We start from the raw sequence: 25,567 nt of genomic DNA, 5'->3' as shown, positions 1-25,567 counted from the left end.
TCGTGGCCACCCCCACCACCTACACCGGGGTCATCCCGCCCGTCGTCACACCACTGTCCGACGACGGTGGCGTCGATCGCGGCTCGCTGGAACGGCTGGTGCAGCACCTGCTGGACGGCGGTGTCGACGGTCTCTTCGCTCTCGGAAGTTCGGGCGAGGCCGTCTTCCTCACCGACGCCCAGCGTGACGAGGCGCTGGAAGTCATTATCGGCACGGCCGGTGGCGCAGTCCCCGTCATTGCCGGTTGCATCGAGACAACGACCCCGCGGGTGCTCGACCGCGTGCGCGTCGCCGAGCGGCTCGGCGCCGACGCGACGGTCGTGACGGCGCCGTTCTACGCGATCGTCGGACCGCACGAGATCGAGCGGCACCTGCGTGCCATCGGTGCCGCGAGCTCGTTGTCGATGTTTGCGTACGACATCCCGGTGTGCGTCGGAAGGAAACTACCGCTCGACCTGTTGCTGCGACTGGCCGCGGAGGGTGTGCTCGCCGGGGTCAAGGACTCCAGCGGTGACGACGTCGCGTTCCGGCAGCTGCGCCTCGGTCTGGACGACCAGGGTGACACCGGCTTCTCGTTGCTGACCGGACACGAACTGGTCGTGGACGGGATGCTGCTCGCCGGTGCCAGTGGCTCGGTGCCGGGTCTCGGGAACGTCGACCCGGCCGGCTACGCGCGACTGCATCAGCTTGCCGACAAACAGGATTGGGCCGGCGCGCGTGCGGAGCAGGAGCGCCTCGGACGGCTGTTCCGCATCGTCGATGCTGCGGATTCGACGGCCGCGGGTGCGACCCGTGGGGTCGGTGCCTTCAAGTGCGCTCTGCATCTGCTCGGCATTATCGATTCACCTGCCGTCTCGCTGCCCATGCGTCGCTACGACGAGGCTGAAACCGGCCGTGTCCGTGAGCAATTGGAGCTCGCCGGGCTCACCGTTCGTCGATGAACGAGCGGCGCCGGACTGAACCCCGCTGCGCCGTCGGTGCGGACATCGGCGGGACCAAGACGGTCGCCGCGCTGGTCGACACGCGGGGGTGCGTCATACAACGGGCGACGGCGGGTACGCCCGGCTCGGAGGGGCCGGACGCGATCCTGGCCACCGTGACCCGGCTGATCGACGAGGTCTCCGCGGGTGCCCACCCGATCGGTGTCGGTGTTGGCTCTGCGGGGGTCATCGACCACCGCTCCGGCGTCGTCCGCTCGGCGACCAGCGTGTTGCGCGACTGGGCGGGAACGCCCGTGCGAGAACGACTTTCGACTGCCACCGGCCTGCCGGTACGTGTCGTCAACGACGTGCACGCGCACGCGCTCGGCGAGGCCTGGGTCGGTACGGCCGCCGGTGCGGAGTCCATGCTCATGGTCGCCGTCGGCACGGGCGTCGGCGCATCGTTCGTGCAATCGAGTGCGGCCTGGTTCGGCGCGCACGACGCCGCAGGGCACCTCGGCCACATCCCGGTTGCGGCCGCCGAAGGACGTCCGTGCGTCTGCGGACGTGTCGGACACCTCGAGGCTGTCGCTGCGGGGCCGGCGATCTGCGCGCTGTATGCCGAACGGACCGGGGAAGAACTCCCGACGGTGCAGGAGATCGTGCAGCGTGCCGGTGACGGGTCGGCGGACGCCGCGGCGGTCATCGCCGAGGCGGGCCGGGCGTTGGGTTCCGCGGTCGGGGGAGCCGTCAACTTCCTCGACCCCGGGGTCGTGGTGATCGGCGGCGGGGTCGCCGGCGCCGGCGAGCTGTGGTGGTCACCGATGGAGGCCGCACTGCGTGATGAGCTGCTGCCCGCGACGGCCGACGTGCCGGTGTCGCCGAGTCGCGTCGGGACCGACGCCGCACTGGCCGGCGCGGCCGGCCTGGTGCTCCGACCCGCTGATGAGACGGAGGAGAACCGTTGAGCACCAACGTGATCGAGGCACTGCGCGGTCGGCTGATCGTGTCGTGTCAGGCCTATCCGGGCGAGCCGATGCGCGATCCGCGCACGATGACCCAGGTCGCCCTGTCGGCGGCGCGTGGTGGCGCGGCGGCGATCCGTGCACAGGGGCTGGACGACCTGCGGTCCATCCATCAGGCCGTCGACCTGCCGGTCATCGGACTGTGGAAGGACGGGGACGCCCCGGTCTACATCACGCCGACGCTGGAGCACGCGCTGGCGGTGGCCGAGACCGGTGTCGAGATCGTGGCGATCGACGGCACCGCCCAGGAACGACCCGACGGTCGGACCGTTGCCGAGACGATCGCCGAATTGCATGCCCGCACAGGCGCTCTCGTGATGGCGGACTGCTCGACCCTGAACGAGGGACGGGGGGCGGCCGATGCCGGCGCCGATCTGGTCGGCACCACGTTGGCCGGATACACGCCATACACCGAGAAGACTCAGGGGCCGAACCTGCAGCTGGTCGAGCAACTCGCAGCTGCGGTGGAGGTACCCGTCGTCTGCGAGGGCCGGGTGCACACGCCCGAGCAAGCGCGTGCCGCGATCGACGCCGGGGCCTTCACGGTGGTGGTCGGCACAGCGATCACCCATCCGGCGACCATCACGGGTTGGTTCGCCGACGCCGTGAACGGTCACTGAAGAAGGGCCTGCGGACGGTGCGCTGAGGCGCACCGTCCGCAGGCCCGACCTGCTCAGCGGCGAACGCGGGTCACGTGAAGTGGATGACGTGCTGGAAGTCCGCCTGCGCGTTCGACAGGTGCACGTGACTGCGGGTGCCGTAGTGCAGCGGGTTGTTCCAGTTGTACTCCTCGACGTCGAACGAGCCGTCCTGGTAGACCTTGTTGATATAGGCGACATGGCCGACCTTGTGCACGTCGTTGACGGCGATGCCACCGACGACCGGCTTCTTGTCGACCTTCAGGTGCGCGCCGCGGGCGGCGTCGTCCCAGGTGCCGGCGTTGCCGAAGTGTTGACCCTTCCAGTCGTTCTTGAAGCCCTTGACCCCGAGCCGGTCGACGACCCGGAACGCGGCGAACGCGGTGCAGTTGTCGGCGGCGAAGCCGTAGGTCTTGTGGTTGAAGTCGTCGCGCGGCTTCTCGCCCTTGCCGGGCGCCTTGCCCGGGTTGCAGTCGGGCACGCCGGGTGCCCGGCCGTCGGTGCCGGTCTTGATGTACTTGTCCGGCACCCAGGTCTTGTCGGCGGTCTTGTTCCACAGGTCCGAGCCGGAATACTGCTGGCAGACGACCGGCACCTGGTGTCCCTTGCGGTACTGGTTCTCGACGTGACCGGGTGCGTTCGCCGGCTGGCCGATCTTGGCGCGGCCGTTGATGTCGACCTTCGCCGTGAACTTGTGCACCGTGGCGGCGTGCGCCGTGCCTCCGGACGCTGCCCCGAGGCCGGTGCAGAGGGCGGTTGCCGCCAGGATAGTGGTGGCTGTCTTGGTGGAAGTTCGCATGGTGATTCTCCTTCTCGTCGGGTGTCCGTCAGTGCAGGTCGTGCTCGATGTATGGCGCTGTCACGCCGGGATCACTTGAAGGGGCGGGCCGCCTGCTTGTTCCAGTCCGAGGCGTGGAAGGCGGATATCCGCACGCTGTGCGAGTTGCGCGGTGTGGCGGCCTGCGCCACCTTTCCGTCGCCCATGTAGAGGCCGACGTGGTCGGTCGGCGAACCCTGGAAGACCAGGTCACCGGCCTTGAGCGACGAGGTCGACACCTTGGACGCGCCGGCCAGCTGCGCACCTGTGTAGGAACCGATGTCCTTGCCGGCTCCCTTCCAGTAGGCGTAGAGGGTGTAGCCGGAGCAGTCGAAGCCGAAGCGGTTCGAATCGTCCTTGCCGCTGGGGGAGGGCGTCGTCGCGCCATACGCCGGGCCGCCCTTGCCGCCGGCACCCCATGCGTACGTGAGCCCCTTGCCGGTCTGCGACTTCGCGGCCTTCAGCACGCGGTCGATCTTCTGGGCACGAGTGCCGGTGGTCGGTCCCGCCGGTCCGTTGTTGCGCCCGTGGACGCGGTGGCCGGAGCCGTCGTCCTCCGAGCAGAGGGACACTCCGGGTGCTCGACCATCGGTGCCGGTCGTGAGGTACTTGTCGGGGACCCATGTCTTGGCCGAGGTCTTGTCCCACAACGCGCCGTCGTGGTGTGCCTGGCAGGTGACCGGAACCTGCTCGCCCTTGCGGTACTGGTTCTCGACGTGCCCGGGAGCGTCGGCGGGCTGGCCGATCTTGGCACGGCCGTTCAGGTCCACCTTCGCGGGGAACTTGTGGGTTCCGGCGGCACTGGCCGGGCTCGCACCGTGCATAGAGCCGATGCCGGTCAGGGTGCCCGCGATCGCCAGGCAGGTGACGCCCGCTCGCACGGTCCGGAACTTCTTCGTGCTCTGCTGCTTGTTCATCGTTCGCACCTTTCGTGTCGGGTGAGTACACATTCGGGGCCCGGATCGGGTGTCCGGTAGCGTGTACGGCGCGAACTGCCCGGTATGACGCGGATCTGACACGCGATCTGACAGCTCCAGCTGTGCTCGACGATCGCGCTCGAGAGGGAGCGATGACAGGCCAGGACAGCAACGATCCGGACTCGCTGGTCCGCTCGGAGGTCGAACGATTCGCGGAAGTGTTGTCAGCCGCCCGTCAGCAGGCGGGCGACCCCTCGTTCCGCAAGATGGCCGGTCGTTCGGGGTGCATCTCGCACACGACGCTGCACGAGGCGACCAAGGGCTACCGCTTCCCGAGCTGGCCCACGACGGCAGAATTCGCCAAGTCGATCGGTCGCGACCCCGCCGACTTCCGGCAGCAGTGGGAGCGCGTCGATGGCCTGGTCAATCCGCCGGAGCCGGAGTTCCGCGCATACGAGCCGGAGTCGGCGGCGCACCAAGTACCCCGCACCGCCGACTCGGACGGCGAGTCCACGCCCGCCGTCGCTGATCCGGCCGTCCGGCCCGCGCGATCGTGGGTGCTGCCTGCTGCGCTGGTCGGCGTCGTCGTCCTGGTCGCCGCACTGGCCACGGTGTTCGTGATGCACCGGAACTCCGGCTCGTCGGACGCCGGGCCGTCGTCGGCCGATGCGTCAGCACGAACCGTTCGTGCGACCGGGATCCCCAGCGCGCCCGGCGCGAACGCTCCCTCACGGCCGCCGGTCGGCTCCTCCTGTCCGGTCCAGGACACGCGCCAGGACGTCCCGCCGCTGGTCGCCGGCGACCACGCGTACTTCGAGAAGGACATCACCTACTCCGACTGCAGCCACGTCAGGCCTGGCCAGGTGTTCCTCAAGGCGTTCGAGGTGAAGAACACCGGCCAGGTGATGTGGAGCGGCCGCACCATGGTGCGCAGTGACCTGCCGCTGTCCAAGAACAGCTGTCGCACGAAGGTGTCGACGCCGATCCGGGAGACCCCTCCCGGTGAGGTCGCCCGGATAGAGGTCAAGGTGACGGCACCGAAGAAGTCCGGCCTGTGCGTCGTGCGCTGGATGATGGCCGATCACGGACGATGGTCGTTCCCCGGCCAGAAGCCGTTCAAGGCCCAGGTCGTGGTGACGGCGAAGAAGTAAGTGCCCCCGGCATGATTCGAACATGCGACACCCGCTTTAGGAGAGCGGTGCTCTATCCCCTGAGCTACGGGGGCCAGGGGGAGTTGCCGGTCTCCCGGCGTCGCCCAGTGTAGGCGGACAGTCCGCACACCCGCCCGACCGGGCGTGCCGGTCTACCGACCCGGGCTGAGCCGGAACGCCCGGGCGCCTGCCCGGTATGCCGCCTCCAGGTCGCCGGGGTCCGGGTTGCCCTGCTTGTCGATCGAGACCTTGTTGAAGTTGGCGAACGCCTTGTTGTCCCGACACATGGCGCCATACGCCTCGACGACGTCGTCGTGGCCGGTGTAGGCGACGACCGACGCCTGCCGCTGCTCACCCATGAGCACGATGTTCAGCTGATCGCCGGTACGCAGGTTGCGGCCCCAGGCGAACGGTGTGCCGACGAGCAGGTCGGTGCCCTGCCGGGTGTAGGCGACCGGCACCTCGAACCGTCGCCCGGAGCGCCGTCCGACGATCTCCAGCAGCACCAGTCGTCGACCGGGCAGCTTGCCGACCACCGGCAGCCGGAGCATCGTGCGCATGACGCGATTGACGGCGCCCTGGAAGCGCAGGGTCTGGGCGCGGGGTTGCTGGGACATCGATCCTCCACCGATAAATGAAACGATCTCGTTTCATTTATACCGCTCCGTGGCACGCTTGAACAGGTGTCGACGTGACCGGCATACGCTGGTGGCGCGAATCTCGTTCCCCGGAAAGGAAACTCGTGTCCGATCGGTCTGCCGCACGCACCGCTTCATTCGCTCGAGCGCTCGCCGAGGCCGGCTGCTCCGGCGAAGTCCGGGTGTTGCCCGAGTCGAGTCACACCGCGGCGCAGGCGGCGGCAGCGCTCGGCTGCGAGCCAGGTGCGATCGCGAGCAGCCTGGTCTTCCTGGCCGGCGACGAGCCGTTGCTGGTGATGACCAGCGGCGCGCACCGGGTCGACACCGACCTGCTGTCCCGCGAGCTCGGTGTGCCGCTGGTGATGGCACGCGCCAAGGTCGTCAAGGAAGTGACCGGGCAGCCGATCGGGGGAGTGTCACCGATCGGTCACCCGGCTCCGCTGCGCACGATCGTCGACCGCAGCCTGCAGGCGTATGACGAACTGTGGGCCGCCGCCGGCAGTGCCGCGAGCATCTTCCCGATCAGTTTCGAGGATCTGGTGCGGATCACGAACGGCACGCCCATGCAGGTTGCCGACGACTGAGGAGCGCCGTCGGCGGCATGGACGGATCAGCTCGAGGCGTGCCGCATGCCGACGGTCTCCTCGGCGCCGATCGCCTTGATGATCTCCGGGGCCGACAGCTTCTCGATCTTGCCGCCGACGAGCGGGATCTTCGCCTTCAGGTCCGCGGACACGTCGACGGCCGTTCCGTCGCCGTCGGGCCTGAGGCTCGTGGTGCCCTTCATGTTGATCGGTTGACCCTTGATCGAGACGTCGAGGGTGCCGTCGCGGCTGCCGTCGGCCTGCCGCGCGCCCCACGTGATGATCTGGGTGACATCCACCGTGTCGCCGACCAGCTTCTTGAGCAGATCCGGCACGTCACCGGACGGCATGACCCGCTGGACCTTCACCTCGTGGCCGGGGCCCTGCTCGGTGACCGTGCTCCGGTGACTGAGCGCGCCGGCCTCCTCGCAGATCTCTTCCTGATATTCGGGGTCGATCGACAGCGCGTACACCTCATCGGGTGTCGCAGGGAGCGTCCATTGCTTCGAGATCTTCATGGGCTCGAACTTACTGAGCGGTAACCGATTTGTGAACCGATCGCCGGTCGTCTCTCACGATCCGGCGACCCCGACCCGCCAGTAGCCCATGAAGCACACGGCGGCCTTGGGTATGTCGAACTCGTCCACGAGCATCCGGCGCAGCGCCCGGACCTGACTCGATTCGCCGGCGATCCAGGCGGACAGGTCGGCTGTGTCCGGCGCGGTTGCGGCGTCGGTCGAGACCTCCCAGTAGGCCTCGACGGCGCCGTCGTCGATGACCGTCGTCGTCGCGGTGTCGGAGTGCAGTGGTCCGAGATCGGTGAGCCACCGCCGGACGGCCTCGCACTGGTCGTCGCCGCGAGCGTCGACGCACCAGATCAGGTCGACGTTCGGCGGGGCGACCACGCCGCGGGTGTCCTCCTCGTGCGGGACCTGGATGCTCACCAGGCCGGTCGCATCGGCCGGCAGACGCTCCAGGATCCCGTTGATGGCCGGCAGCGCCGTGATATCGCCGACGATGAGTTGCGTTGCGGTGCCGCCGAGTTCGCGTCGGAACTCCAGGCCGCCCGCGTCGCCGTCGAAGTCGGCGTTCGGGCCGAATACGACCACCTCGTCGCCCGGCTCCGCCTCGACCGCGAACCGGGAACCCGGTCCGGTGATGCCGTGGTCGACGAAGTCGACGTCGATCTCGGCCGACTCCTGCCGCACCGCGACCACCGTGTAGGTGCGGATGTGGGCGCGAGTGTCCTCCGGTTGCTCGCGCCACTGCAGCCACCAGTCGTCGCCGGTCGGGAAGTCGCGCAGCGGCAGGCCACCCGGCTTGGGCAGGACCAGCTTGATGCGCTGGTCGTACCCGCGATCAGCGAAGGCGGCGAGCGACGGATCCGCGAACGTCATACGGACCAGGCTCGGGGACCGACGTTCCCGTCCGGTGAGGCGAACGCGGAACATCCGGTATGGCGATGCGTCGACGGCGACGGTCACAGGGTTTCCTCCCGATCGATGACATCGGTAAGGCTAACCTAACTGCACGGGGATGGCGCAAGCCCGGTCGCATCAGTCCTTGCGGTGCAGCCGGGAGAGCACGTGACCGTGGCGCTCACCGGCCTGCGCGGCATACTCGCCCTCGGCCGTGGCGGGGGACAGGTCGCCCGCCCGGGCGTCACCGGTGCGCAGGTCGATCTGCTCGGACAGGTAGCGCCACAGCACCGCGACCGTCGCCGCCACGGGCACGGCGAAGAAGGCGCCCAGGATCCCGAACTCGTCCCCGCCGAAGGCGATCGCCAGCAGCACGATCGCCGGATGCAGTGCCATGGACCGGCTCTGCAGCAGCGGCTGCAGCACGTGGCCCTCGATCTGCTGGACGGCGACGATGATGATCAGCACGATGACCGCCTTGGTGATGCCACCGGCGACCAGGGCAACCAGTACCGCGACCGTGCCCGCGGTGAACGCGCCGATGATCGGGATGAATCCGCCGAAGAAGGTCAGCACGACCAGCGGTGCGGCCAGCGGCACCTGCAGCACCACGAGGCCGATGCCGATGCAGATGGAGTCCACCGCGCTCACGATCGCCTGGGTGCGGATGAACCCGGACAGCGTGTTCCAGACCCGGGTGAGTGCCTCGGTGAGGTGGGCGCCCGCGCCACGGCCGACCGACACCCGGATCCATGGCAGGAACCGCGGACCGTCCTTGAGGAAGAAGAAGGTCAGGATCAGCGCGATGACCGCGTCGATCAATACCTGGCCGGCCAGGGTGATGCCGTTGAGCACCTGCGAGGCGATCTGGTCGCCGCTGGACTTCAGCTTGTCGGTGATGCTGTTGGTCGCCTGGTCGATCTGGTCGGGCCGGATGTGCAACGGGCCGTCCTGCAGCTGGTCGCGCAGCTTGTTCACGCCCGCCACGGACTGATTGACCAGGTCACCCCACTGCGAGGTGACCGTGGGTGCCATGGCGGCGATGATGCCGCCGACCACCACGGCAGCGAGCAGAATGCCGCCGAGGGCGGCCAGGGCGGGTGGCACCTTGTGGGCGCGCATCCACCGCACCGGCGGCCAGAGCACGGTGGTCACGAGCAGGGCGACCGCGACCGGCAGTAGGGCCGACCAGAACATGCCGAGGATCTTCAGCACCAGCCAGGTCGCGGCGACGACGATGATGAAGCGCAACGACCAGCTGGCCGTCCACTTCAGCGCGTGACTGATGACGCCGGCGCGGTCGATGCCCTTGTTCGGGTTCTGGTCGGCGGCGTACTCGGCCGTCCGCGGTGGCGTGGTGCCCGCTTCGGCGAAATCGTCCGCCGACTCCTCCTGCCGGTCGACGGCGTGGATCGGATTGCTGGGGCGGCGCTGGCCCATCGTGGCGGTCCTCCCAGGGCTGTGGTCGGCAGTGCTCGATCGGTCGAGGCGCTGCTCATGCGGTGAATCGGAGACGGGGTGGGCACCGGCTGCGCGTGATGCCCGACCGCAACCGTATTGCACCGGCGCCGGACATTCGGGGAGCCGCGCGATGGGCGGTGCCCGGGCGTGCCTGGCGGGCTGCTGCCTGCCCGCCGGTTAGCCTTGCGCGGTGAGTTCGCCCAGCCCGCAAGACGATTCGACCAACCCCTGGTTGGCGACCGGTCGTGATGCCCTCGTGCGTGACGCCGTCGGGGAATGGCAGCGGCATCTGGTCGATCTCGGTGGCCGCAACACGCTCCTGTGGTTCCGGGACCTGCCCAGTGGCACGCTCGACCTGACCCGCGCTCACCCGGCCGGTATGGCGCAACTGTTCTCGGCGGGGTCCGCCCCCTTGGAGCTGCTGCTGCGCGAACCTGCCGCACTCGCCGAAGGGGACCGGCGGGCCCGCATCATCCGGTCCCGTACCCAGGCGCTCGCGCAGGAGCGCGGTATCTCTTCCTGCTACCTCGCGATCGGTATGGCGACCTGGGAGCACCCGGGCGCACCGCGGAATCCCGCGGCCCCGGTGCTGCTGCGCCGCCTCGACATCATCAACACCCCCAAGGTCCCGCAGTCGCTGACGGTGCGCCTGCACCCACAGATCGAGTTCAACTCGGTGCTGGCGAAATATGTCGAGGTCGAGCACGGCATCGAGTTGGACACGGCCGCGATCGACGATTACCTGCGCGACGATGCACGGGTCGACCCGGGCGGTGTGCTGACCCGCATCCAGCAGGCGTGCGCCGACGTGCCCGGCTTCGAGGTCGCGCGGCGGTATGTCGTCGGCACCTTCAGCTACACGAAGCTGCCGATGGTGCGCGATCTCGCCGACCAGCTGCAGACCCTGTCCTCGCACCCCGTGATCGCCGCGCTCGCCGGTGACGCCGACGCCCGCGCCGACGTGAGCGCCGAGGCACCCGCCGTGGTCGACCGTGATCCGGCCGGCGAGCGCCTGGTGCTCGACGCCGACGCCTCGCAGCAGGACGTGGTCGAGGCGGCCCGGGCCGGCGCGCACCTGGTCGTGGAAGGCCCGCCCGGGACGGGCAAGAGCCAGACGATCGCCAACCTGATCGCGGCGATCGCGGCGGACGGCCGGCGGGTGCTCTTCGTGGCCGAGAAGCGCGCGGCCATCGACGCGGTGGTCAAGCGCCTGGACCGGGTCGGGCTGGGCGACATGGTGCTCGACATACATGACGGGCAGGGCAGTGGTGGTGAGCTCACCGCGCAGCTGGTGACCCGGATGGACGCCATCGTCGCCTCGGACGTGGAGTCGCGGACCGCGCCGGCCGACCTGACGACGCTGCGCGACGACCTGGCGACGCATCGACGCGCGATGCACGAGCCACGCAACCCGTGGGGCGTCACCGTCGACGAGGCACAGAACCGCGTCGCCGCCTTCCACGCGATGAAGCCCGCGCCGCGATCGCATGCGGGCATCGACCCGGCCGATCTGGACACCCTCCCGGCCGGGCGTCGGGACGAGCTGCGCGACGAGCTGATCCACGTGGCCGAGCTGGGTGCCTGGCGCACCGATGGCGAGCCCGACCCCTGGTACGGCGCGCGCGTGGTGGGCGTGCAACAGGCCGGCCGCACGCAGGAGCTGGTCGAGCGACTGGCGTCAGGCGGCCTGCAGGAGCACCGCGACATGCTGACCGTGCTCGGCGAGAAACTCGGTCTGCCCGCCGCCGACACGATGCTGGGTTCCGAGGCGCAACTCGAGCTGATGAGCGACGTGCACCGCACGCTGGAGACGTTCCGTCCGGAGGTGTTCTCGGCACCGCTCGATCAACTGGTCAGCGCGACCGGCTCGGGTGAATACCGCAAGGAGCACCCCAGCGACCTCGGCGTCCTCGACCGGCGGCGGCTGCGCAAACAGGCCCGGACGCTGCTGCGGCCAGGTCAGCCGCCGGCCGACCTGCACGGCGTGCTCGTGCTGGCCGCGGGACAGCGCGACCGGTGGCGGGCGCTCGCCGGCAAGGGTTCGCTGCCGTCGGCGCCGGTCGACGTGGCGAAGTACGTCGCCGCCCACGAGCGGCTGCGTGAGGACCTGGAGTGGCTGGCGAAGCGGCTCGAGGGCACGCGGGAGGGCAACGACCTGCTGGACGTCCGGTATGACGCCTTGCAGGATCGGCTCGACCGGCTGGCCGCAGCGAAGGACCGGCTGGCCCTCGTGCCGTCGGTCATCGGACCGCTGGACCAGCTGCGGGCCAACGGTCTGGGCGACCTGATCGACGACCTGGCGGCGCGCAAGGTACCCGCGTCCCGCGTCGGTGCTGAGTTCGAATTCGTCTGGTGGCGAGCGGTTCTCGGCCGGATCGCGGACATCGACCCGGCATACGGTGCGGCCGACGGTGTGGCGCTGCGGGAGCAGGTCGCGGCATACGCACAGGCGGACGCCGAGCACGTCCTCTCCGGAGCCGTGACCGTGCGGGCCGCGTGGGCCGATCAGGTACGCCGGACGATGCGCGAGCTGCCCGAGCAGGAGACGCTGCTGCGCGAGCAGGCGCGCGCGGATCGACCGTCGGCGCTGCGCGAGCTGTTGCCGCAGGCACCGGAGTTGCTCACCGCGATCGCACCGTGCTGGGTGATGAGCCCGCTGCTGGTGGCATCGATGCTGCCGCCCGGCGTGTGGTTCGACGTCGTGGTCTTCGACGAGGCGTCCCAGATCCCGCCGGCCGAGGCGATCTCGGCAATCTCCCGCGGCGCGCAGGTCGTCGTGTCCGGGGATCGGCGTCAGTTGCCGCCGACCAGCTTCTTCCGGGGGGTGGACGAGACCGACGACGACCCGACGCCGGTGGCGGCGGAGTCGATCCTGGACGCGTTGACGCCCTTGCTGCCGAGCCGCGAACTCACTTGGCACTACAGGGCTTTGGACGAGCGACTGATCGCCTTCGCCAACGCCCAGCTGTATGGCGGCCGGCTCATCACCTTCCCCGGTGTCGGCGACGACACGGTCGTCCGCCTGGACGTCGTGACCGGGCACCCCACGTCCGGGGACGCGACGAGTGCCGAGGTCGAGCGGGTGGTGCGTGTCGTGCTCGACCAGGCCCGGCAACGACCCGACGAGTCGATCGGCGTCATCACTCTCGGCCAGCGGCACGCCGACCGGATCGATGCCGCGCTGCGCGAGGCGATCGCGGGGGATGCCGAGCTGGCCTGGTTGCTGGACGAGTCGGTCGCGGAGTCGTTCTTCGTCAAGAATCTTGAGCGGGTCCAGGGTGACGAGCGCGACGCGATCGTGCTGTCCGTCGGGCACGGCCGCGCCGCGGACGGAACGGCGCCGCACCGGTTCGGGCCGATCAGCGCCGAGGGCGGCGAACGCCGGCTCAACGTTGCGATCACCCGGGCACGCCGCCGGATGGTGATGGTGTCGTCCTTCTCCGGCGACGAGCTGCACCCGGGCCGCTTGCGGTCCCGCGGTGGCCTGTTGCTGCGGGACTTCCTGCTGTATGCCGGGTCCGGTGGCGCGGCGCGTCGGGTGCACTCCGACGCGGACGGCGCGGACGCCATACAGCGAACGGCGCCGACGGGCGTCGTGCGCGGTCCGGACGGTCGTCGTCGCCGTGCCGCGTCGTCCGGGAGCGTGCTCGACCGGCCGATGCTGCCGCCGACTCCGGAGGTCGAGATCCCCGTTCTGGTGCGGGACTTCGCCCGCCGGCTGCGCGCCGAAGGGCTGGTGGTGCATCCGGGTTGGGGCACGTCGCGGCACCGGCTGGATCTGGCTGTGGAGGATCCGCGGCGCCCCGGCTCGTTGCTGGTCGCCATCGACACCGACGGTGCGGTATACGGGTCGATCGACTCCACTCGCGACCGCGAACGGCTGCGCGTCGAGCAACTGCGCCGTCTGGGCTGGAGCTACGAACGTGTCTGGACCCGGGACCTGTTCCGTGACCCGGCGCGCGAGGTCGCCCGTCTGGTCGAGGCCGTGTATGCCGCCTCGGAGGCCGCGTCCACGAAGCAGCGGATGGAGACCGCGCACGACCGGGCCCGGAACCCGTGGTTGGCCGATGACTGACGAGCCGGACCCGACCGGCGGCGCGGACGAGGGTGAGTCTCCGCAGGAGCAGCCACGGCCGCGCAAACGTATCCACCGGCGCGCCACGCGGCCGGCGACCGGCGGCACACCGGCGACGGACGTGCCGGTCGAGCCCGGCCGTGACGACACCGATGCCGGTTGGGCGCCCGACGCGCCGGAGACAGGTTCGAAACGACCCGCCAAGAAGTCTTCCGGTCGTGCGGAGAGCGCTCAGGACCGCTGGTGGCGCGAGCAGCGGCCGCCGCACTGGGAGTGACCACTTCTCGCGGGGCAGGCGAAAGGGGCGGGACCATGTCGGTCCCGCCCCTTCGGCGTTGTGTCAGATGAAGCGCTGGATCAGAGCTGGCCCGGACCGCGGCCCGCCGCGAGCTGGTCGCGGATCTCGGTCAACAGGTCGACCTCGGTCACCGGGGCCTCCTCCTCCTTGACGAAACGCGCGCGGTACGCCTCGTAGGGCTTGACGACGGCGAAGTAGACGACGGCGGCGACGATGATGAAGCCGACCAGCGCGGTGAGGAACGCACCGACGTGCACGCCTCCGGGGACGTAACCGCTGAAGTTCGGCTGGCCACCGATTTTTCCGATCAGGTCCATGATGATGGTCGTGAACGCAGTGACGACGGTCGCGAACGCCGTGCCGATGATGAAGGCAACGGCCAGCTGGACCAGGTTGCCCTGCATGAGGAACTTCTTGAAGCCTTCCATGGGTACATCCTTGCGATGAGAGGTCGTAGGTCGCGGGAACTGTATCGGAGATTTCCGACCCGGGAAATCTGAAACACCGGTCACATTGGTCACAGTTGTGCTAGTCGTCGCCGTTGTCGCCCGCTTGGTCAGGTGCCCGCTCGCAACGCCAGTTGTATGCCGCCGCCCAGCCCTCCGGACCGTGCGCTCGCAGCGGATCCGATCGCGGCAGCCTGCGTCGGGGTGACAGCAACCAGCACCGATGCGGCATCCGTCGACGTCACCGTCAGGTGGTCTTCGGTGTCGAGCGTCGACGCGTCGGGCACGGACACCACCGACACGGCACTGGCCACGGTCCGTGCCTTCCCCGTGTCGATCAGGTCGACCCGGTCACCCGGCTGCAGCACGCGCACCAGTGCGCGGTCGCTGCTGCTCACGTCGATGACGACCCGGTCCTGCGGCAGGGAGGGCCACGACCGGGCGGAGCGCACGCGCGCAGCGGTCACCGGCTCGCCGGCTCGGATCGGTGCGGTGAGCACCTTCCCGGCGGCGGCCGACGAGCTGAGCAGCCCCGGCACGCGGTCACCTGCCGCCCACCGGTTCTCCCGGACGTCGGAGGTGTCCAGCCGCTGGCCGGCGGTCAGGTCATGCGCCGCGACGGTCACGGCATACGTCGGCGGATCGGCCGGCCGCACCGCTCCGACGACCGCCAGCACCGCGCAGCCGCTGAGCAGACCGGCAAGCACCCGACGCCCCCGCGACCGACGCCAGCGCGCTTCGCGGCTCGGGCCCTGCCAGCTCGCGGGCAGCAACCCCTGTGGACTCCTCATCACGGCAGGGTGATGGGCAGATCCATGCCATCGAGCACGCGCCGGCACTGACAGGTGGCCGTGTCGTCCGGCTCGGGCGCGGGAAGTCGCGAGATCGTCTCGCGCAGCGCGACCTTCAAATGCTCGATGTTGTCGGCGAAGACCCGCATGACCTCCTCGTGGGTCACCGACTCGCCGCCCTCGACGCCGGCGTCGTTGTCCGTGATCAGACAGGCGGTACCGAAGCACATCGCCAGCTCGCGGGCGATGGACGCCTCCGGCATACCGGTCATGCCGACGACCGACCAGCCGGCGGCCTGATGCCACTGCGACTCGGCCCGGGACGAGAAGCGCGGCCCGCCGATCACGACCAGCGTGCCGCCGTCGACCGTTCGATCGAAGCGACTGCGGGTGGACGCCAGCAGAGCCGACCGCACCTGCGGGCAATAGGGATCGGCGAACGACACGTGCACGACCGGGCCGACCTCGTCGTAGACCGTGCCGGCGCGGCCGCTCGTGCGGTCGACGACCTGATCGGGCACCAGCAGCGTGCCCGGCGTGTGCTCGGCGCGCAGTGAACCGACGGCGCACGGTGCGATGACCTGGCGCACGCCGACGGACCGCAGCGCCCAGAGGTTGGCACGGTAGTTGACCAGATGTGGCGGGAACCGGTGTCCTTGCCCGTGGCGGGCGAGGAAGGCCACACGGCGCCCGTCGACGTCGCCCATGACGATGTCGTCGCTCGGCTCGCCGAACGGAGTCTCGACGTGGATCCGCTCGGGGGAGTCGAAGAAGGAGTAGAAACCGGAGCCGCCGATGACGCCGATGTCCGCCCGCGGACCGTCATACGAATGATCGTCTGAAGTCATGCTGCGAGATTAGTCAGCAGCAGTGACCCTGGTGCCTCTCGGCGGTCGATCGGTGGACGACCCTGCCTGGGACGCGGGGGTGTGGACGAGTGGGGTGGTCTAGGCGGCCGAGCCGTCGGACGACGCGCTCGTGCTCGAGGGGGTGCTCGACGTCGTGGTGGCCGAGGTGTCCTTCGTGCTCGAGGAGTCCGTGCTGGTGGACGAGGTCGTCGATGAGGTCGACGACGAGGACGTCGTGGACTTCTTGCTCGAGTCGCGCGAGTCGGTCTTGTAGAAGCCGGACCCCTTGAACACCACGCCGACGGCGCCGAACTGCTTGCGGAGGTTGCCGCCGCACTCGGGGCAGGTGGTCAGCGCGTCATCGGAGAAGGACTGCTGCACATCGAAGGCGTGCGCGCAGTCCTTGCATACATAGGCATAGGTCGGCACGCGCACAGTGTACGGCGTGAGCCGGGCTGCCCCGAATTCAGTCGCCCGTCACTCCTGCTCCGAGCGCAGCGGTGTCGCCCAGCCCGCCATACGGCCGTCGCGGGAGACCGAACGGACCCGGCGGATCGCCTGGTCGCGGGATTTGGCCGTGGTCACCAGCAGCAGCTGGTCGCCGCGCCGGATGACGGTGCGTTGGCCGGGCACGAAGCCCTGCTCGCCGCGGACGATCAGGGTGACATTCGCACCGGTGGGCAGCCGCAGCTCCTGGATCTCGACACCGTTCAGCCGGGAGGTCTCACCCACGTGCAGTTGCAGCACATCGGCCCGCAACTCCTCCAGCGGCGTGGCCTCGACGTCCAGGTCGAGCACCTGCGCCGACTCGGTGACGCCGAGCCGGCGGGCGATCCACGGCATCGGCAGCGCCTGCACCAGGGTGAAGATCAGGACGAGGACGAAGACCAGGTCGAAGATCCAGTCGGTGTCGGGCGTCCCCACGGTGAGCGGCACGGTCGCGAGCACGACCGGGACGGCGCCACGCAGCCCGGCCCACGACAGGAACAGCTGCTCCTGCCAGCGAAACCGGAACCAGCTGAGGCTGGCGAACACGGACAGCGGCCGCGCGATCAGCAGCAGCACCAGGCCGACGAGTATGGCGGGCAGGACCTGGCCGCCCAGCCGGCTCGGCGACGCCAGCAACCCGAGCAGCACGAACAGCCCGATCTGCGCGAGCCACCCGACGGCCTGTGCGAAACCGTGCACGGCCCGGTGGTGCGGCAGGTTGCTGTTGCCCAGGACGAGTGCCGCCAGGTAGACGGCGATGAATCCGCTGGTGTGCACCAGACTGGCGGTGGCGTAGGCGAGCACGGCGACCGACAGGATCCCGATCGAGAACAGACCGGACGAACCTGGTGCGGTCGCCCGGCTCAATTTCGCGAAGATCCAGCCGAGCGCCAGGCCGATGAGGGCGCCGCCGACCAACTCGCCGACCGCTTCGAGGGCGACGATCCACCAGGCGTGTGCGCTGCGGCCGGGTGTGGCCGCGTCGGCGAGTGCGACGACCAGCAGCACCACCGGGGCGTCGTTGAAACCCGACTCCGCTTCCAGGACGCCGGTGATCCGGCGCGGCAGTCCGACCCGCTTGAGCACCGAGAACACCGCGGCGGCGTCGGTCGAGGTGACGATCGCGCCGAGCAGCAGCGCGATGGTCCACGACTTGCCGAGCAACAGCACGACGAAGGCGGCCATGACGACGACCGAGACGACGACGCCGACGGTGGCGAGCAGGGCAGCCGGTGCGATCGAGGATCTGATGCTCGACCACCGGGTGGAGATACCACCCTCGGCAAGGATCAATGCCAGCGCGGAGTAGCCGAGCACCTGTGTCAGCTCAGGGTTTTCGAAATGTATGCCGAGCCCGGCCTCGCCCATGACGAGCCCGATGCCGAGATACAGGACGAGCGTCGGCATACCCGAGCGATTGGCGAAGCGCACCGCAGCGACCGACACGAGCAGCACGAGCGCCGAGATGAACAGGACGAACGCGAGATCGTGTGTCGTGAAGTGGTTGGCTGCGGAGGCGGCCACTCGGGTCTCCTTCGCGGCGTGTCGGTTCCGGGACGACAGTATTTCAAACGGTGCAAGGGAGTTCTGCAACGCCACCTGACGGGGTCAGCACGGCGTCGACCCGGCAGTCATGTGGCTCGGACGGGACGTTCTCGACCAGTTCGTCGTCGAAAAGTACTGCCAGGACTGGTGTTCCGGGCTGCTTGCGGCCCAGCGCGCGGTCGTAGCTGCCGCCGCCCTGACCGAGACGTATGCCGTCGGTGCGGCCCACGGCGAGGCCCGGCACCAGGATCAGGTCGGCCGCGGCGATCGCGTCGATGCCGAGGTCCGCACCCGAGTCCGGGTCGTGCCACGACAGGTCGTTGTCCACCAACAAGGTCGGCACGATGAGCCGAACACCGAGCGAGACCAACGCCGCTCGGATGCCGTGGGTCGGGGGTTCGGTCGGCAGGGCTTCGTAGACGGCGGCTCGTTGCGGCACCGGGCGGTGGTTCAGCCACTGGGCGAGGCCGAGGCCGAGGGCTTCGCCATACTCCCGCCATTGCGCGTCGCCGGCCGACGCGCGACGTGCTCGCCGTGCGTCGCGGATCAGTCGACGCGCGGTTTTTTTGTTCGCCGGGAGTTCATGAAACATACGGTTGATTCTGACGGCAATGAGGGGGGATCGACGGAAACCGTGTCGTAGCCTGTGCCGCATGACAGCGGAGGGGACGTCTCAAGTACGCAAAGCGGTGATTCCGGCGGCAGGTCTGGGCACGCGATTCCTGCCGTCCACCAAGGCGATTCCCAAGGAAATGCTGCCCGTCGTGGACAAGCCGGCGATTCAGTATGTCGTGGAAGAGGCCGAACGTGCAGGCATCCACGACATCCTCATGGTGACCGGGCGCAACAAGGCCGCCCTGGAGGACCACTTCGACCGGCACTGGGAGCTCGAGCAGGCGCTCGAACGCAAGGGCGACAAGCTGCGACTGCAGCGTGTGCAGAAGTCGGCGAACCTCGGCAACGTGCACTTCATCCGGCAGGGCGAGCCTCGCGGACTCGGCCACGCAGTGCTCTGTGCGCGGACCCACGTGGGCGACAGCCCGTTCGCCGTGCTGCTCGGTGACGATCTGATCGACGAACGGGATCCGTTGCTGGACACCATGATTGAGGCGCAGGAGCAGTATGGCGGCTCGGTCGTGGCACTCATGGAGGTCCCGGAGGATCAGATCCACCTCTACGGTTGTGCGGCCGTCTCGGAGTTGCAGGGCGCCGCCGACCAGGTCGTGCGAGTGGATTCGCTGGTCGAGAAGCCGGCCATCGGCGAGGCACCCAGCAACCTGGCGATCATCGGTCGTTACGTCCTGGCGCCGGAGATCTTCGACGTGCTCGAGCACACCGGCCCCGGACGCGGCGGCGAGATCCAGCTGACCGACGCACTGCTGGAGATGGCCAAGGACCAGGACCGGCCCGGCGGTGGCGTCACCGGAGTGATCTTCGGCGGCCGGCGGTACGACACCGGTGATCGGCTCGACTACCTCAAGGCGATGGTCCGGCTCGGGGCGCGGCACCGCGACTTCGGGTCCGACTTCCGCTCCTGGCTGACGTCCTGGGTCGACTCGGACGAGGGCCGCGGACGCAACGGACGCAACGGCGAACCCGACGACGGCGAGCATCTCGGGCACTGAGTCGCGCCCCGGTTCGCGATCGGGCGGAGACCCGCGCGCGCTGATGATCAGTAGAGTTCGAAGGGTGCTCACCTTCGACGAATACCAGCAGCGTGTGATCGCGGCGGCGCGCCGGTTGCCGCCGCGCTCCGTCCCTGCGACCGATGCGGTGGGCCTGCTCGGCCTGGTGACGGCGGCGGCACTGCGCAGCCGTGTCGCACTCCCGGGGTTCACCAACTCGGCGATGGACGGGTATGCCGTGCGGGCCACGGACGTGCAGGGAGCCACCGCCGAAACTCCGGTGTCGCTTCCCGTGGTCGGCGACATACCGGCCGGTGACACGCGCTCGCTGCAGTTGCCGGCCGGAAAGTGCTGGCGGATCATGACCGGTGCGCCCCTGCCGGAGGGTGCGGACGCGGTGGTGCAGGTCGAGCTGACCGACGGTGGGACGGAGACCGTCGCCGTCGGCGAGGCCGTCGAGGCCGGGTGCGCCATACGACGTCAGGGGGAGGATCTGCAGCCGGGCGACGAGGTGTTGCCGGCGGGCACCTTGCTGCTGCCACGGCACGTTCCGGCGCTGCTTTCCGCTGGGGTGCAAGAGATCTCGGTCATTCCGCGACCCCGCATCGCGATCGTCAGCACCGGCGACGAGCTGGTCGAACCGGGGCAGCAGCCCGGCCACGGTCAGGTCGTCGACTCCAACGGACCGATGCTCGCCGCGCTGGCGACCGAGTGTGGCTTCGAGGTCACCGAGGTGCGCCGGGTCGGTGACACCGGGGAGGCAGTGCGCACCGCATTGACCGAGCTCGCCGGCAGCGCCGACGTGATCGTCACCAGTGGAGGTGTGAGTGCCGGCGCCTTCGAGCCGTTGAAGCTGGCCTTCGAAGGCAGCGGCGGCTTCGAGTTCGTCAAGATCGCGATGCAGCCCGGCAAGCCTCAAGGGTTCGGGAACCTGGACGGCACAACGGTTTTCGCACTCCCCGGCAACCCGGTCAGCTCATTGGTGTCGTTCCTGGTCTTCGTCGCGCCGGCCGCACGGGTGCTGGCCGGACGCGACCCGCAGCTCCTGACGGTCGAGGCGAAGGTCGCCGAGCACTGGACCTCCCCGCCGGGGCGGCAGCAGTTCGCCAGGGTCGTCTTCGATGACGATGGTCGCGTCGTCCGCCCGATCGGCGGCCAGGGTTCGCACGTGCTCGGCGGACTCGCCGGATCGCAGGCGCTCGCCATCGTCCCGGCCGAGACCACGGAGGTCGCGGTCGGCGAGACGCTGCGCGTCATACCGCTGGAGGGCATGGCATGAAGCTCACCCCACGAAGTTCTCCTCCGCTTCGCTCCCCCGATACTTCGCGGGGACCCCGAGTCCTCAGAACGGTGATCTCAGATGGCTGAGAAACTGACGCACATCCGCCCTGACGGCACGGCGCACATGGTCGACGTCAGCGCCAAGGCGGTGACCGCTCGCGTCGCGCAGGCGCGCGGCCGAGTTCTGTTGTCGTCCGCGGCGATCGACGCGTTGCGTTCGGGGAGGGTGCCCAAGGGCGACGCGCTTGCGGTCGCCCGTATCGCCGGCATCCAGGCTGCCAAGCGCACGCCCGACCTCGTGCCGCTCGCGCACCCGGTCGCCGTTCACGCGGTCTCGGTCGATCTGTCCGTGCAGGACGACGGCGTCGACATCAGCGCCGAGGTCCGCACCGCCGACCGCACCGGTATCGAGATGGAAGCTCTCACCTGCGTCACCGTCGCCGCACTCGCACTGATCGACATGATCAAGGCCGTCGACAAGCACGGTCGCATCACCGACGTGCGCGTGACCGCGAAATCCGGTGGCCGCTCCGGGGACTGGCGGGAGGACGAGCAATGAGTAGCACCTCCGACACTTCGCGGGGACCCCGAATGGCGGCCGCCTGGGTGATCACCGCGTCGAACCGTGCAGCTGCCGGGACGTATGACGACCGTTCCGGCCCGATTCTCGAAAAGGCACTGCAGGATTGGGGTTTCAGCGTCACCCGGCAGGTCGTCCCGGATGGTCCTCCGGTGGGAGCAGCCCTGCGGGAGGCCCTCGGTGCGGGAGCACGCGTCATCCTGACGACGGGCGGGACCGGGCTCAACCCGACGGACCGGACCCCGCAGGAGACGGGGCCGCTGCTGGACTTCGAGGTGCCCGGCATCGCCGAGGCATTGCGCGCCCAGGGCGTGGCTGCCGGCATACCGACTGCGGCGCTGTCCCGCGGTCTGGCCGGGGTCGCTGGAAGCACGTTGATCGTCAACCTGCCGGGTTCGACCGGTGGTGTCCGAGATGCGCTCGTGGTGTTGGAACCCGTGCTGCCGCATGCAGTTTCACAGCTCGACGGAGGCGATCATTAGGTCGCGCTGGTGGCCGACCGCTGTCGCGGGGGAGTGGCGCGGCTCCCGGATACTGCTCCGGCCACTGCGGGTGCACGCGGACAAGCGTGAGTTCCTCGCGCTGCGCAGCGCCAACGCGGACTGGACCCGGCCGTGGGATTCGACGGCACCGGGTGCCGGTGCCGTGTCGATGAACTACGGACAGTTGATCCGTTTCCAGGATCGTGAGGCCCACGAAGGCCGCCTGCTGCCCTTCGCGGTCGAGGTCGACGGTGCACTGGCCGGACAGATGCACCTCTTCGGCATCTCGCGGGGCGCGTTATTGTCCGCCGCTGCCGGCTACTGGATCGGCGAGCGGTATGCCGGCCGGTCGATCACACCGTTCGCGTTGGCAATGTTGATAGATCACGCGTTCGGCGAGGCCGGGCTGCACCGCGTGGAGGTCAACATCCGGCCGGACAACGAGCCGAGCCTGCGAGTGGTCGAGAAGCTCGGGCTGCGCGAGGAGGGCATGCGCAAGCGCTACCTGCACATCAACGGCTCCTGGCACGACCACCTCACGTTCGCGGTGACCAGCGAGGAACTGCCCACCGAGTCGATGGTCGCCCGCTTGCGTCGACGCGTGTGAATTCACCTGTGTCGCAACCGAACTGAGCCGAGCGCCGGTCCCAATACACGGAACGACTTGCTGTGCAAGCGGCGACACACCGTGTACCTCCACGGATTGCAACGGATTTGCCCCTAACGTCTTGTCTCGTGCAGCAGCCGAGCAGCCTGATCTTCCTGGCCATCGTCGTCATTTGGGCTGCCTATCTCCTGCAGCACTGGATCCGGCGGCGCGAAGCGCTGGCCACAGCGCGCTCCGTCGACCAGTTCAGCGACGCGATGCGGGTGCTCGAACGACGTGAGCACCGGGTCGAAGGCGTCGCCGAACAAACATCCGATGCACCGCACGCCAGCCGAACATCGGCACCGCGGGTCAGCGCGAGCGAACCGCGGCCGTCACTGCGAGCAGGGACCGTCATGACCGGAGAGACCCCACAGCCCCCCACGCCCCAGTCCACCGACGAGACACCCGTGTCGGCGTCCGAGAAGCTCGCGGCAGCGGGCAGTTCGTCGGCCGAAGCCGTGCAGCGCTTCGGCAACTTCGCCGCCCACGCAGGTTCCCCGAAGCTGCGCGCGATCGCTCTCGTCGGCAGCCTGTCGCTGCTCATCATCACGGTGGTGTGTGCGCCCTTCGGCGCCCTGCCGTGGTGGTCGCCGGTTCTCATGCTCGCCGTTTCCGGCGGCGTCTTCTGGTGGTGCCGCGCGTCGGCGATGGCCGCGGCCGGTAAGCGCCGCTCCCGTGCGAACACCACACCGCGCCCGTCCCCGGCCGCGCGCAAGGGCGGCGGCGTGCAACTTCCCCAGCGCAAGCCGGCCGCAGCGGCCGAGGTGCCGCTGGCGAAGGCGACGATGCCCGAGCCGGTCGCGCCGCAGGCTCCGGTCGCCGCCGCCGAGCAGGTCTTCGACGTGCGCGCCACGGACGCGCCGGTTGCGCAGCAGCCGGTCGAGCTGCCCCACGTGCCGGTCGCCCAGGCGCCCGTCGCGCCGGAATCCGTCGCGCCGGAATCCGTCGCGCCGGAATCCGTCGAGCAGGACGGGCCGGACGAGTGGCAGCCGGTCGCCGTGCCGCGTCCGACATACACGATGAAGGAGCGGGCGCCCGAGCGTCCGCAGCAGGAGCCCGCCGCGACCTCGAACTCCCGGTCCTACGACGACATCGCCAATGAGGATCTGCCCTTCGACGGACTCGCTCTGGACCAGGATCTGGACGACCTGCCCTCGGTGTTCCGCGCGGGCTGAGCCGGCCGGACCGACCGGGTGCCGGACCCTCTGGTGAAGGGTCGGCCCGATTTAGCCGATCGGGAGCTGCGGTGTTAATGTTGCTCTCGCTCATGGGGCATTGGCGCAGTTGGTAGCGCGTCTCGTTCGCAATGAGAAGGTCAGGGGTTCGAATCCCCTATGCTCCACCAGAAATGCAGCAGGCCCCGTCACGGTTTTCGACGGGGCCTGCTGCATTTCAGTACGACACAGTGGATTCGGGAGGAGCCGCAGCGGAGCGAGGACGACGGCTCCCCTATGCTCCACCAGAAATGCAGCGGGCCCCGTCACGATGTTGACGGGGCCCGCTGCATTTTCACGACGGCACAGGGGACGCCCTCACTGAGAGCCGGTGATTCGGCTGGATCCGGACCTCGGGTTCACGCCACGCCGCCGCAGACCGTCACGCACGTCGATCCCGGCCAGTCGAGCCAACTGACGGCCGATCAGCGCCGCGGAGGTGCCGATCACGACCGCCCCCGCCACCAGCCCGAGCGGCGCACCACCGGTCTGATCGAGCAGGCCGACGATCGGGCCACCGATCGCTGCCGCGCCGAGCGTGACGAGCATGTAGACGCCCAGTACACGACCGCGCATCGCATCGGTCGAGGCAAGCTGGATGGACGTGTTCGTGGCGATGAGGAACGGCATGCCGACGGCACCGATCAGCACGAACGCCGCACCCACCGCCACCATGTTCGGCATGAAGGCGGCCAGCAGCTGCGCGGCGGCGAGCCCCGCCGCCAGAGCGGCGATGTGCCGCATGCGGGACCCGGGCCACGCCGCGGAGACCAGGGCGCCGATCAGCGAGCCGGCAGCAAGCGCGATCGTCAAGAAGCCGTAGCCGCCGGCATCGAGGTGGAGGTCCTTCGCGAATGCCGTCAGGGTGACGGCGAAGTTGGTGGTGAAAAACGCGCAGATGCCCGCGAGGACGATCGGCCAGAGCAGGACGGGACGGCGCATGATCTCGGCGAGCGCGATCCGTTGCTGCCCCTTGGCCCGTGGCAGTCGCGGCGCGGTGCGCAGCTCGGCGGATCGGATCGCGAGGAACGCGCCGAACACCATGACGTACCAACCACCGGTGGCCACGAACGCCCACCCGGTGCCCACCGCCGAGATCAGCCCGCTCGACACGGCCGGGCCTGCCAGCGCACCGATTTGGAAGATCGCCGAGTTCAAGCTGACTGCGTTGCGCAGCTTCTCCGGGCCGACGATCTCGTGGATGAACGCCGAACGCGTCGGATTGTCGAAACAGGCTGCAGCGCCGGTGACGAACGCGATGACCAGCACGTGCCACAACCGGACCGTGCCCGTCACGCACAGGACGCCCAACACCACGGCGGACAGTCCCAACGTGGACACCGTGCACATCAGGACGTGTCGCTTGTCGAAACGATCGGCGACCAGGCCCGCGGCCATGCCGAAGACCAAGGTCGGCACGAACTGCATCGCCGTCGCGATACCGACGACGAACGCATTGTGGGTGAGGGTCAGTACCAACCAGTCCTGGGCGACGCGCTGGGTCCACAGCCCGGAGGTCGACATGGCCTGGCCGAGAACGAACCAGCGGAAATTGCGGTTGCTCAGGGAGGCGAACAGCCCCTCGCGACGAGGATGGGATGGACCGGGTTTCGAGGGTGCGCCGGGGTGCTCTGCGCGGATGGTCGACTGTGATGTTGTGGGTGGCACGGTGCTT

General features: G+C 69.2%; 26 protein-coding genes and 2 tRNA genes. 14 read left to right on the top strand and 14 right to left on the bottom strand.

Annotation, left to right across the window (positions count from 1 at the left end; translation table 11 throughout):
• The first annotated feature begins 2 nt into the window (after positions 1–2).
• The 3 genes from ACZ50J_RS18125 to ACZ50J_RS18115 are packed head-to-tail and all read left to right on the top strand — an operon-like array spanning position 3 to position 2,565.
• On the top strand, positions 3–941 hold the full coding sequence (locus ACZ50J_RS18125; protein WP_464298553.1) for a dihydrodipicolinate synthase family protein: 939 nt from the start codon (positions 3–5) through the stop codon (positions 939–941).
• Positions 938–1,888 (top strand): ROK family protein, encoded by a 951-nt coding sequence (locus ACZ50J_RS18120; protein ID WP_464298552.1) that lies wholly within the window; start codon positions 938–940, stop codon positions 1,886–1,888. The genes ACZ50J_RS18125 and ACZ50J_RS18120 overlap by 4 nt, the downstream gene beginning before the upstream one ends.
• On the top strand, positions 1,885–2,565 hold the full coding sequence (locus ACZ50J_RS18115) for an N-acetylmannosamine-6-phosphate 2-epimerase (RefSeq protein ID WP_464298551.1): 681 nt from the start codon (positions 1,885–1,887) through the stop codon (positions 2,563–2,565). The genes ACZ50J_RS18120 and ACZ50J_RS18115 overlap by 4 nt, the downstream gene beginning before the upstream one ends.
• 70 nt (positions 2,566–2,635) lie before the next feature.
• Here ACZ50J_RS18115 and ACZ50J_RS18110 read toward each other — a convergent pair whose 3' ends face one another.
• Together ACZ50J_RS18110 and ACZ50J_RS18105 are read right to left on the bottom strand one after the other, a co-directional pair.
• Complete coding sequence (locus ACZ50J_RS18110) at positions 2,636–3,382, bottom strand: CHAP domain-containing protein (protein WP_464298550.1); 747 nt, start codon at positions 3,380–3,382, stop codon at positions 2,636–2,638.
• Between the two features lie 71 nt (positions 3,383–3,453).
• Positions 3,454–4,317, bottom strand: coding sequence for a C40 family peptidase (locus tag ACZ50J_RS18105; protein WP_464298549.1), 864 nt, complete (start codon positions 4,315–4,317; stop codon positions 3,454–3,456).
• Between the two features lie 152 nt (positions 4,318–4,469).
• Between ACZ50J_RS18105 and ACZ50J_RS18100 the strand changes: the two genes are divergently transcribed.
• The gene (locus tag ACZ50J_RS18100; RefSeq protein WP_464298548.1) at positions 4,470–5,468 is read left to right on the top strand and encodes an NBR1-Ig-like domain-containing protein; all 999 of its coding nucleotides are present in this window, start codon (positions 4,470–4,472) and stop codon (positions 5,466–5,468) included.
• Between the two features lies 1 nt (position 5,469).
• Here ACZ50J_RS18100 and ACZ50J_RS18095 read toward each other — a convergent pair.
• Both ACZ50J_RS18095 and ACZ50J_RS18090 read right to left on the bottom strand, forming a co-directional pair.
• Positions 5,470–5,542 (bottom strand) — tRNA-Arg (locus ACZ50J_RS18095).
• 78 nt (positions 5,543–5,620) lie between these two features.
• Positions 5,621–6,085, bottom strand: coding sequence for a nitroreductase/quinone reductase family protein (locus tag ACZ50J_RS18090; RefSeq protein ID WP_464298547.1), 465 nt, complete (start codon positions 6,083–6,085; stop codon positions 5,621–5,623).
• A 125-nt stretch (positions 6,086–6,210) separates the two neighbouring features.
• Between ACZ50J_RS18090 and ACZ50J_RS18085 the strand changes: the two genes are divergently transcribed.
• Positions 6,211–6,690: a YbaK/EbsC family protein gene (locus ACZ50J_RS18085; protein WP_464298546.1), complete on the top strand. Its 480-nt coding sequence runs from the start codon at positions 6,211–6,213 to the stop codon at positions 6,688–6,690.
• 26 nt (positions 6,691–6,716) lie between these two features.
• Here the strand turns inward: ACZ50J_RS18085 and ACZ50J_RS18080 are convergent, their stop codons facing one another.
• From ACZ50J_RS18080 to ACZ50J_RS18070, 3 genes are all read right to left on the bottom strand, one after another.
• Positions 6,717–7,208 carry a DUF2505 domain-containing protein gene (locus ACZ50J_RS18080; protein ID WP_464298545.1) on the bottom strand — a complete coding sequence of 164 codons (492 nt, stop codon included), beginning with the start codon at positions 7,206–7,208 and terminating at the stop codon, positions 6,717–6,719.
• Between the two features lie 54 nt (positions 7,209–7,262).
• Positions 7,263–8,174: a siderophore-interacting protein gene (locus ACZ50J_RS18075; protein ID WP_464298544.1), complete on the bottom strand. Its 912-nt coding sequence runs from the start codon at positions 8,172–8,174 to the stop codon at positions 7,263–7,265.
• A gap of 72 nt (positions 8,175–8,246) precedes the next feature.
• The gene (locus tag ACZ50J_RS18070; protein ID WP_464298543.1) at positions 8,247–9,548 is read right to left on the bottom strand and encodes an AI-2E family transporter; all 1,302 of its coding nucleotides are present in this window, start codon (positions 9,546–9,548) and stop codon (positions 8,247–8,249) included.
• A 211-nt stretch (positions 9,549–9,759) separates the two neighbouring features.
• On the opposite strand from ACZ50J_RS18070, the gene ACZ50J_RS18065 reads away from it, so the two are divergent.
• Together ACZ50J_RS18065 and ACZ50J_RS18060 are read left to right on the top strand one after the other, a co-directional pair.
• Positions 9,760–13,644: an AAA domain-containing protein gene (locus ACZ50J_RS18065; RefSeq protein ID WP_464298542.1), complete on the top strand. Its 3,885-nt coding sequence runs from the start codon at positions 9,760–9,762 to the stop codon at positions 13,642–13,644.
• Entirely contained in the window at positions 13,637–13,921 is a 285-nt protein-coding gene (locus ACZ50J_RS18060; protein ID WP_464298541.1) for a hypothetical protein, read from the top strand. The genes ACZ50J_RS18065 and ACZ50J_RS18060 overlap by 8 nt, the downstream gene beginning before the upstream one ends.
• 80 nt (positions 13,922–14,001) lie before the next feature.
• On the opposite strand, the gene ACZ50J_RS18055 is transcribed toward ACZ50J_RS18060, so the two are convergent.
• From ACZ50J_RS18055 to ACZ50J_RS18030, 6 genes are all read right to left on the bottom strand, one after another.
• A complete protein-coding gene (locus ACZ50J_RS18055; protein WP_464298540.1) occupies positions 14,002–14,370 on the bottom strand; it encodes an MscL family protein in 369 nt (122 codons plus the stop codon).
• 128 nt (positions 14,371–14,498) lie between these two features.
• Positions 14,499–15,179, bottom strand: a complete 681-nt coding sequence (locus tag ACZ50J_RS18050) for an SAF domain-containing protein (RefSeq protein WP_464298539.1) — start codon at positions 15,177–15,179, stop codon at positions 14,499–14,501.
• Entirely contained in the window at positions 15,179–16,027 is an 849-nt protein-coding gene (locus ACZ50J_RS18045) for an S-methyl-5'-thioadenosine phosphorylase (protein ID WP_464298538.1), read from the bottom strand. The genes ACZ50J_RS18050 and ACZ50J_RS18045 overlap by 1 nt, the downstream gene beginning before the upstream one ends.
• A gap of 99 nt (positions 16,028–16,126) precedes the next feature.
• Positions 16,127–16,456 carry an FmdB family zinc ribbon protein gene (locus ACZ50J_RS18040; protein WP_464298537.1) on the bottom strand — a complete coding sequence of 110 codons (330 nt, stop codon included), beginning with the start codon at positions 16,454–16,456 and terminating at the stop codon, positions 16,127–16,129.
• Between the two features lie 48 nt (positions 16,457–16,504).
• The gene (locus ACZ50J_RS18035; RefSeq protein WP_464298536.1) at positions 16,505–18,040 is read right to left on the bottom strand and encodes a potassium/proton antiporter; all 1,536 of its coding nucleotides are present in this window, start codon (positions 18,038–18,040) and stop codon (positions 16,505–16,507) included.
• Between the two features lie 43 nt (positions 18,041–18,083).
• Entirely contained in the window at positions 18,084–18,653 is a 570-nt protein-coding gene (locus ACZ50J_RS18030) for a 5-formyltetrahydrofolate cyclo-ligase (RefSeq protein WP_464298535.1), read from the bottom strand.
• A 61-nt stretch (positions 18,654–18,714) separates the two neighbouring features.
• On the opposite strand from ACZ50J_RS18030, the gene galU reads away from it, so the two are divergent.
• The 7 genes from galU (at position 18,715) to ACZ50J_RS17995 (ending at position 24,023) form a co-directional block, all read left to right on the top strand.
• On the top strand, positions 18,715–19,686 hold the full coding sequence (gene galU / locus ACZ50J_RS18025; protein WP_464298534.1) for a UTP--glucose-1-phosphate uridylyltransferase GalU: 972 nt from the start codon (positions 18,715–18,717) through the stop codon (positions 19,684–19,686).
• Positions 19,687–19,750: 64 nt separating this feature from the next.
• Positions 19,751–20,965 (top strand): molybdopterin molybdotransferase MoeA, encoded by a 1,215-nt coding sequence (locus ACZ50J_RS18020; protein WP_464298533.1) that lies wholly within the window; start codon positions 19,751–19,753, stop codon positions 20,963–20,965.
• Positions 20,966–21,046: 81 nt separating this feature from the next.
• Positions 21,047–21,526 (top strand): cyclic pyranopterin monophosphate synthase MoaC, encoded by a 480-nt coding sequence (gene moaC / locus ACZ50J_RS18015; protein WP_464298532.1) that lies wholly within the window; start codon positions 21,047–21,049, stop codon positions 21,524–21,526.
• On the top strand, positions 21,523–22,029 hold the full coding sequence (locus ACZ50J_RS18010) for a MogA/MoaB family molybdenum cofactor biosynthesis protein (protein WP_464298531.1): 507 nt from the start codon (positions 21,523–21,525) through the stop codon (positions 22,027–22,029). The genes moaC and ACZ50J_RS18010 overlap by 4 nt, the downstream gene beginning before the upstream one ends.
• Positions 21,995–22,636: a GNAT family N-acetyltransferase gene (locus tag ACZ50J_RS18005; protein ID WP_464298530.1), complete on the top strand. Its 642-nt coding sequence runs from the start codon at positions 21,995–21,997 to the stop codon at positions 22,634–22,636. The genes ACZ50J_RS18010 and ACZ50J_RS18005 overlap by 35 nt, the downstream gene beginning before the upstream one ends.
• A gap of 128 nt (positions 22,637–22,764) precedes the next feature.
• On the top strand, positions 22,765–23,853 hold the full coding sequence (locus ACZ50J_RS18000; protein ID WP_464298529.1) for a hypothetical protein: 1,089 nt from the start codon (positions 22,765–22,767) through the stop codon (positions 23,851–23,853).
• Positions 23,854–23,947: 94 nt separating this feature from the next.
• A tRNA-Ala gene (locus ACZ50J_RS17995) sits at positions 23,948–24,023 on the top strand.
• Positions 24,024–24,210: 187 nt separating this feature from the next.
• Here the strand turns inward: ACZ50J_RS17995 and ACZ50J_RS17990 are convergent.
• The gene (locus ACZ50J_RS17990) at positions 24,211–25,560 is read right to left on the bottom strand and encodes an MFS transporter (protein ID WP_464298528.1); all 1,350 of its coding nucleotides are present in this window, start codon (positions 25,558–25,560) and stop codon (positions 24,211–24,213) included.
• Positions 25,561–25,567 lie beyond the last annotated feature (7 nt).

The organism is Flexivirga sp. G2 (assembly GCF_055397625.1).
The sequence above is the reverse complement of the archived record's forward strand: the minus strand, read 5'-3'. Positions and strand labels throughout refer to the sequence as shown.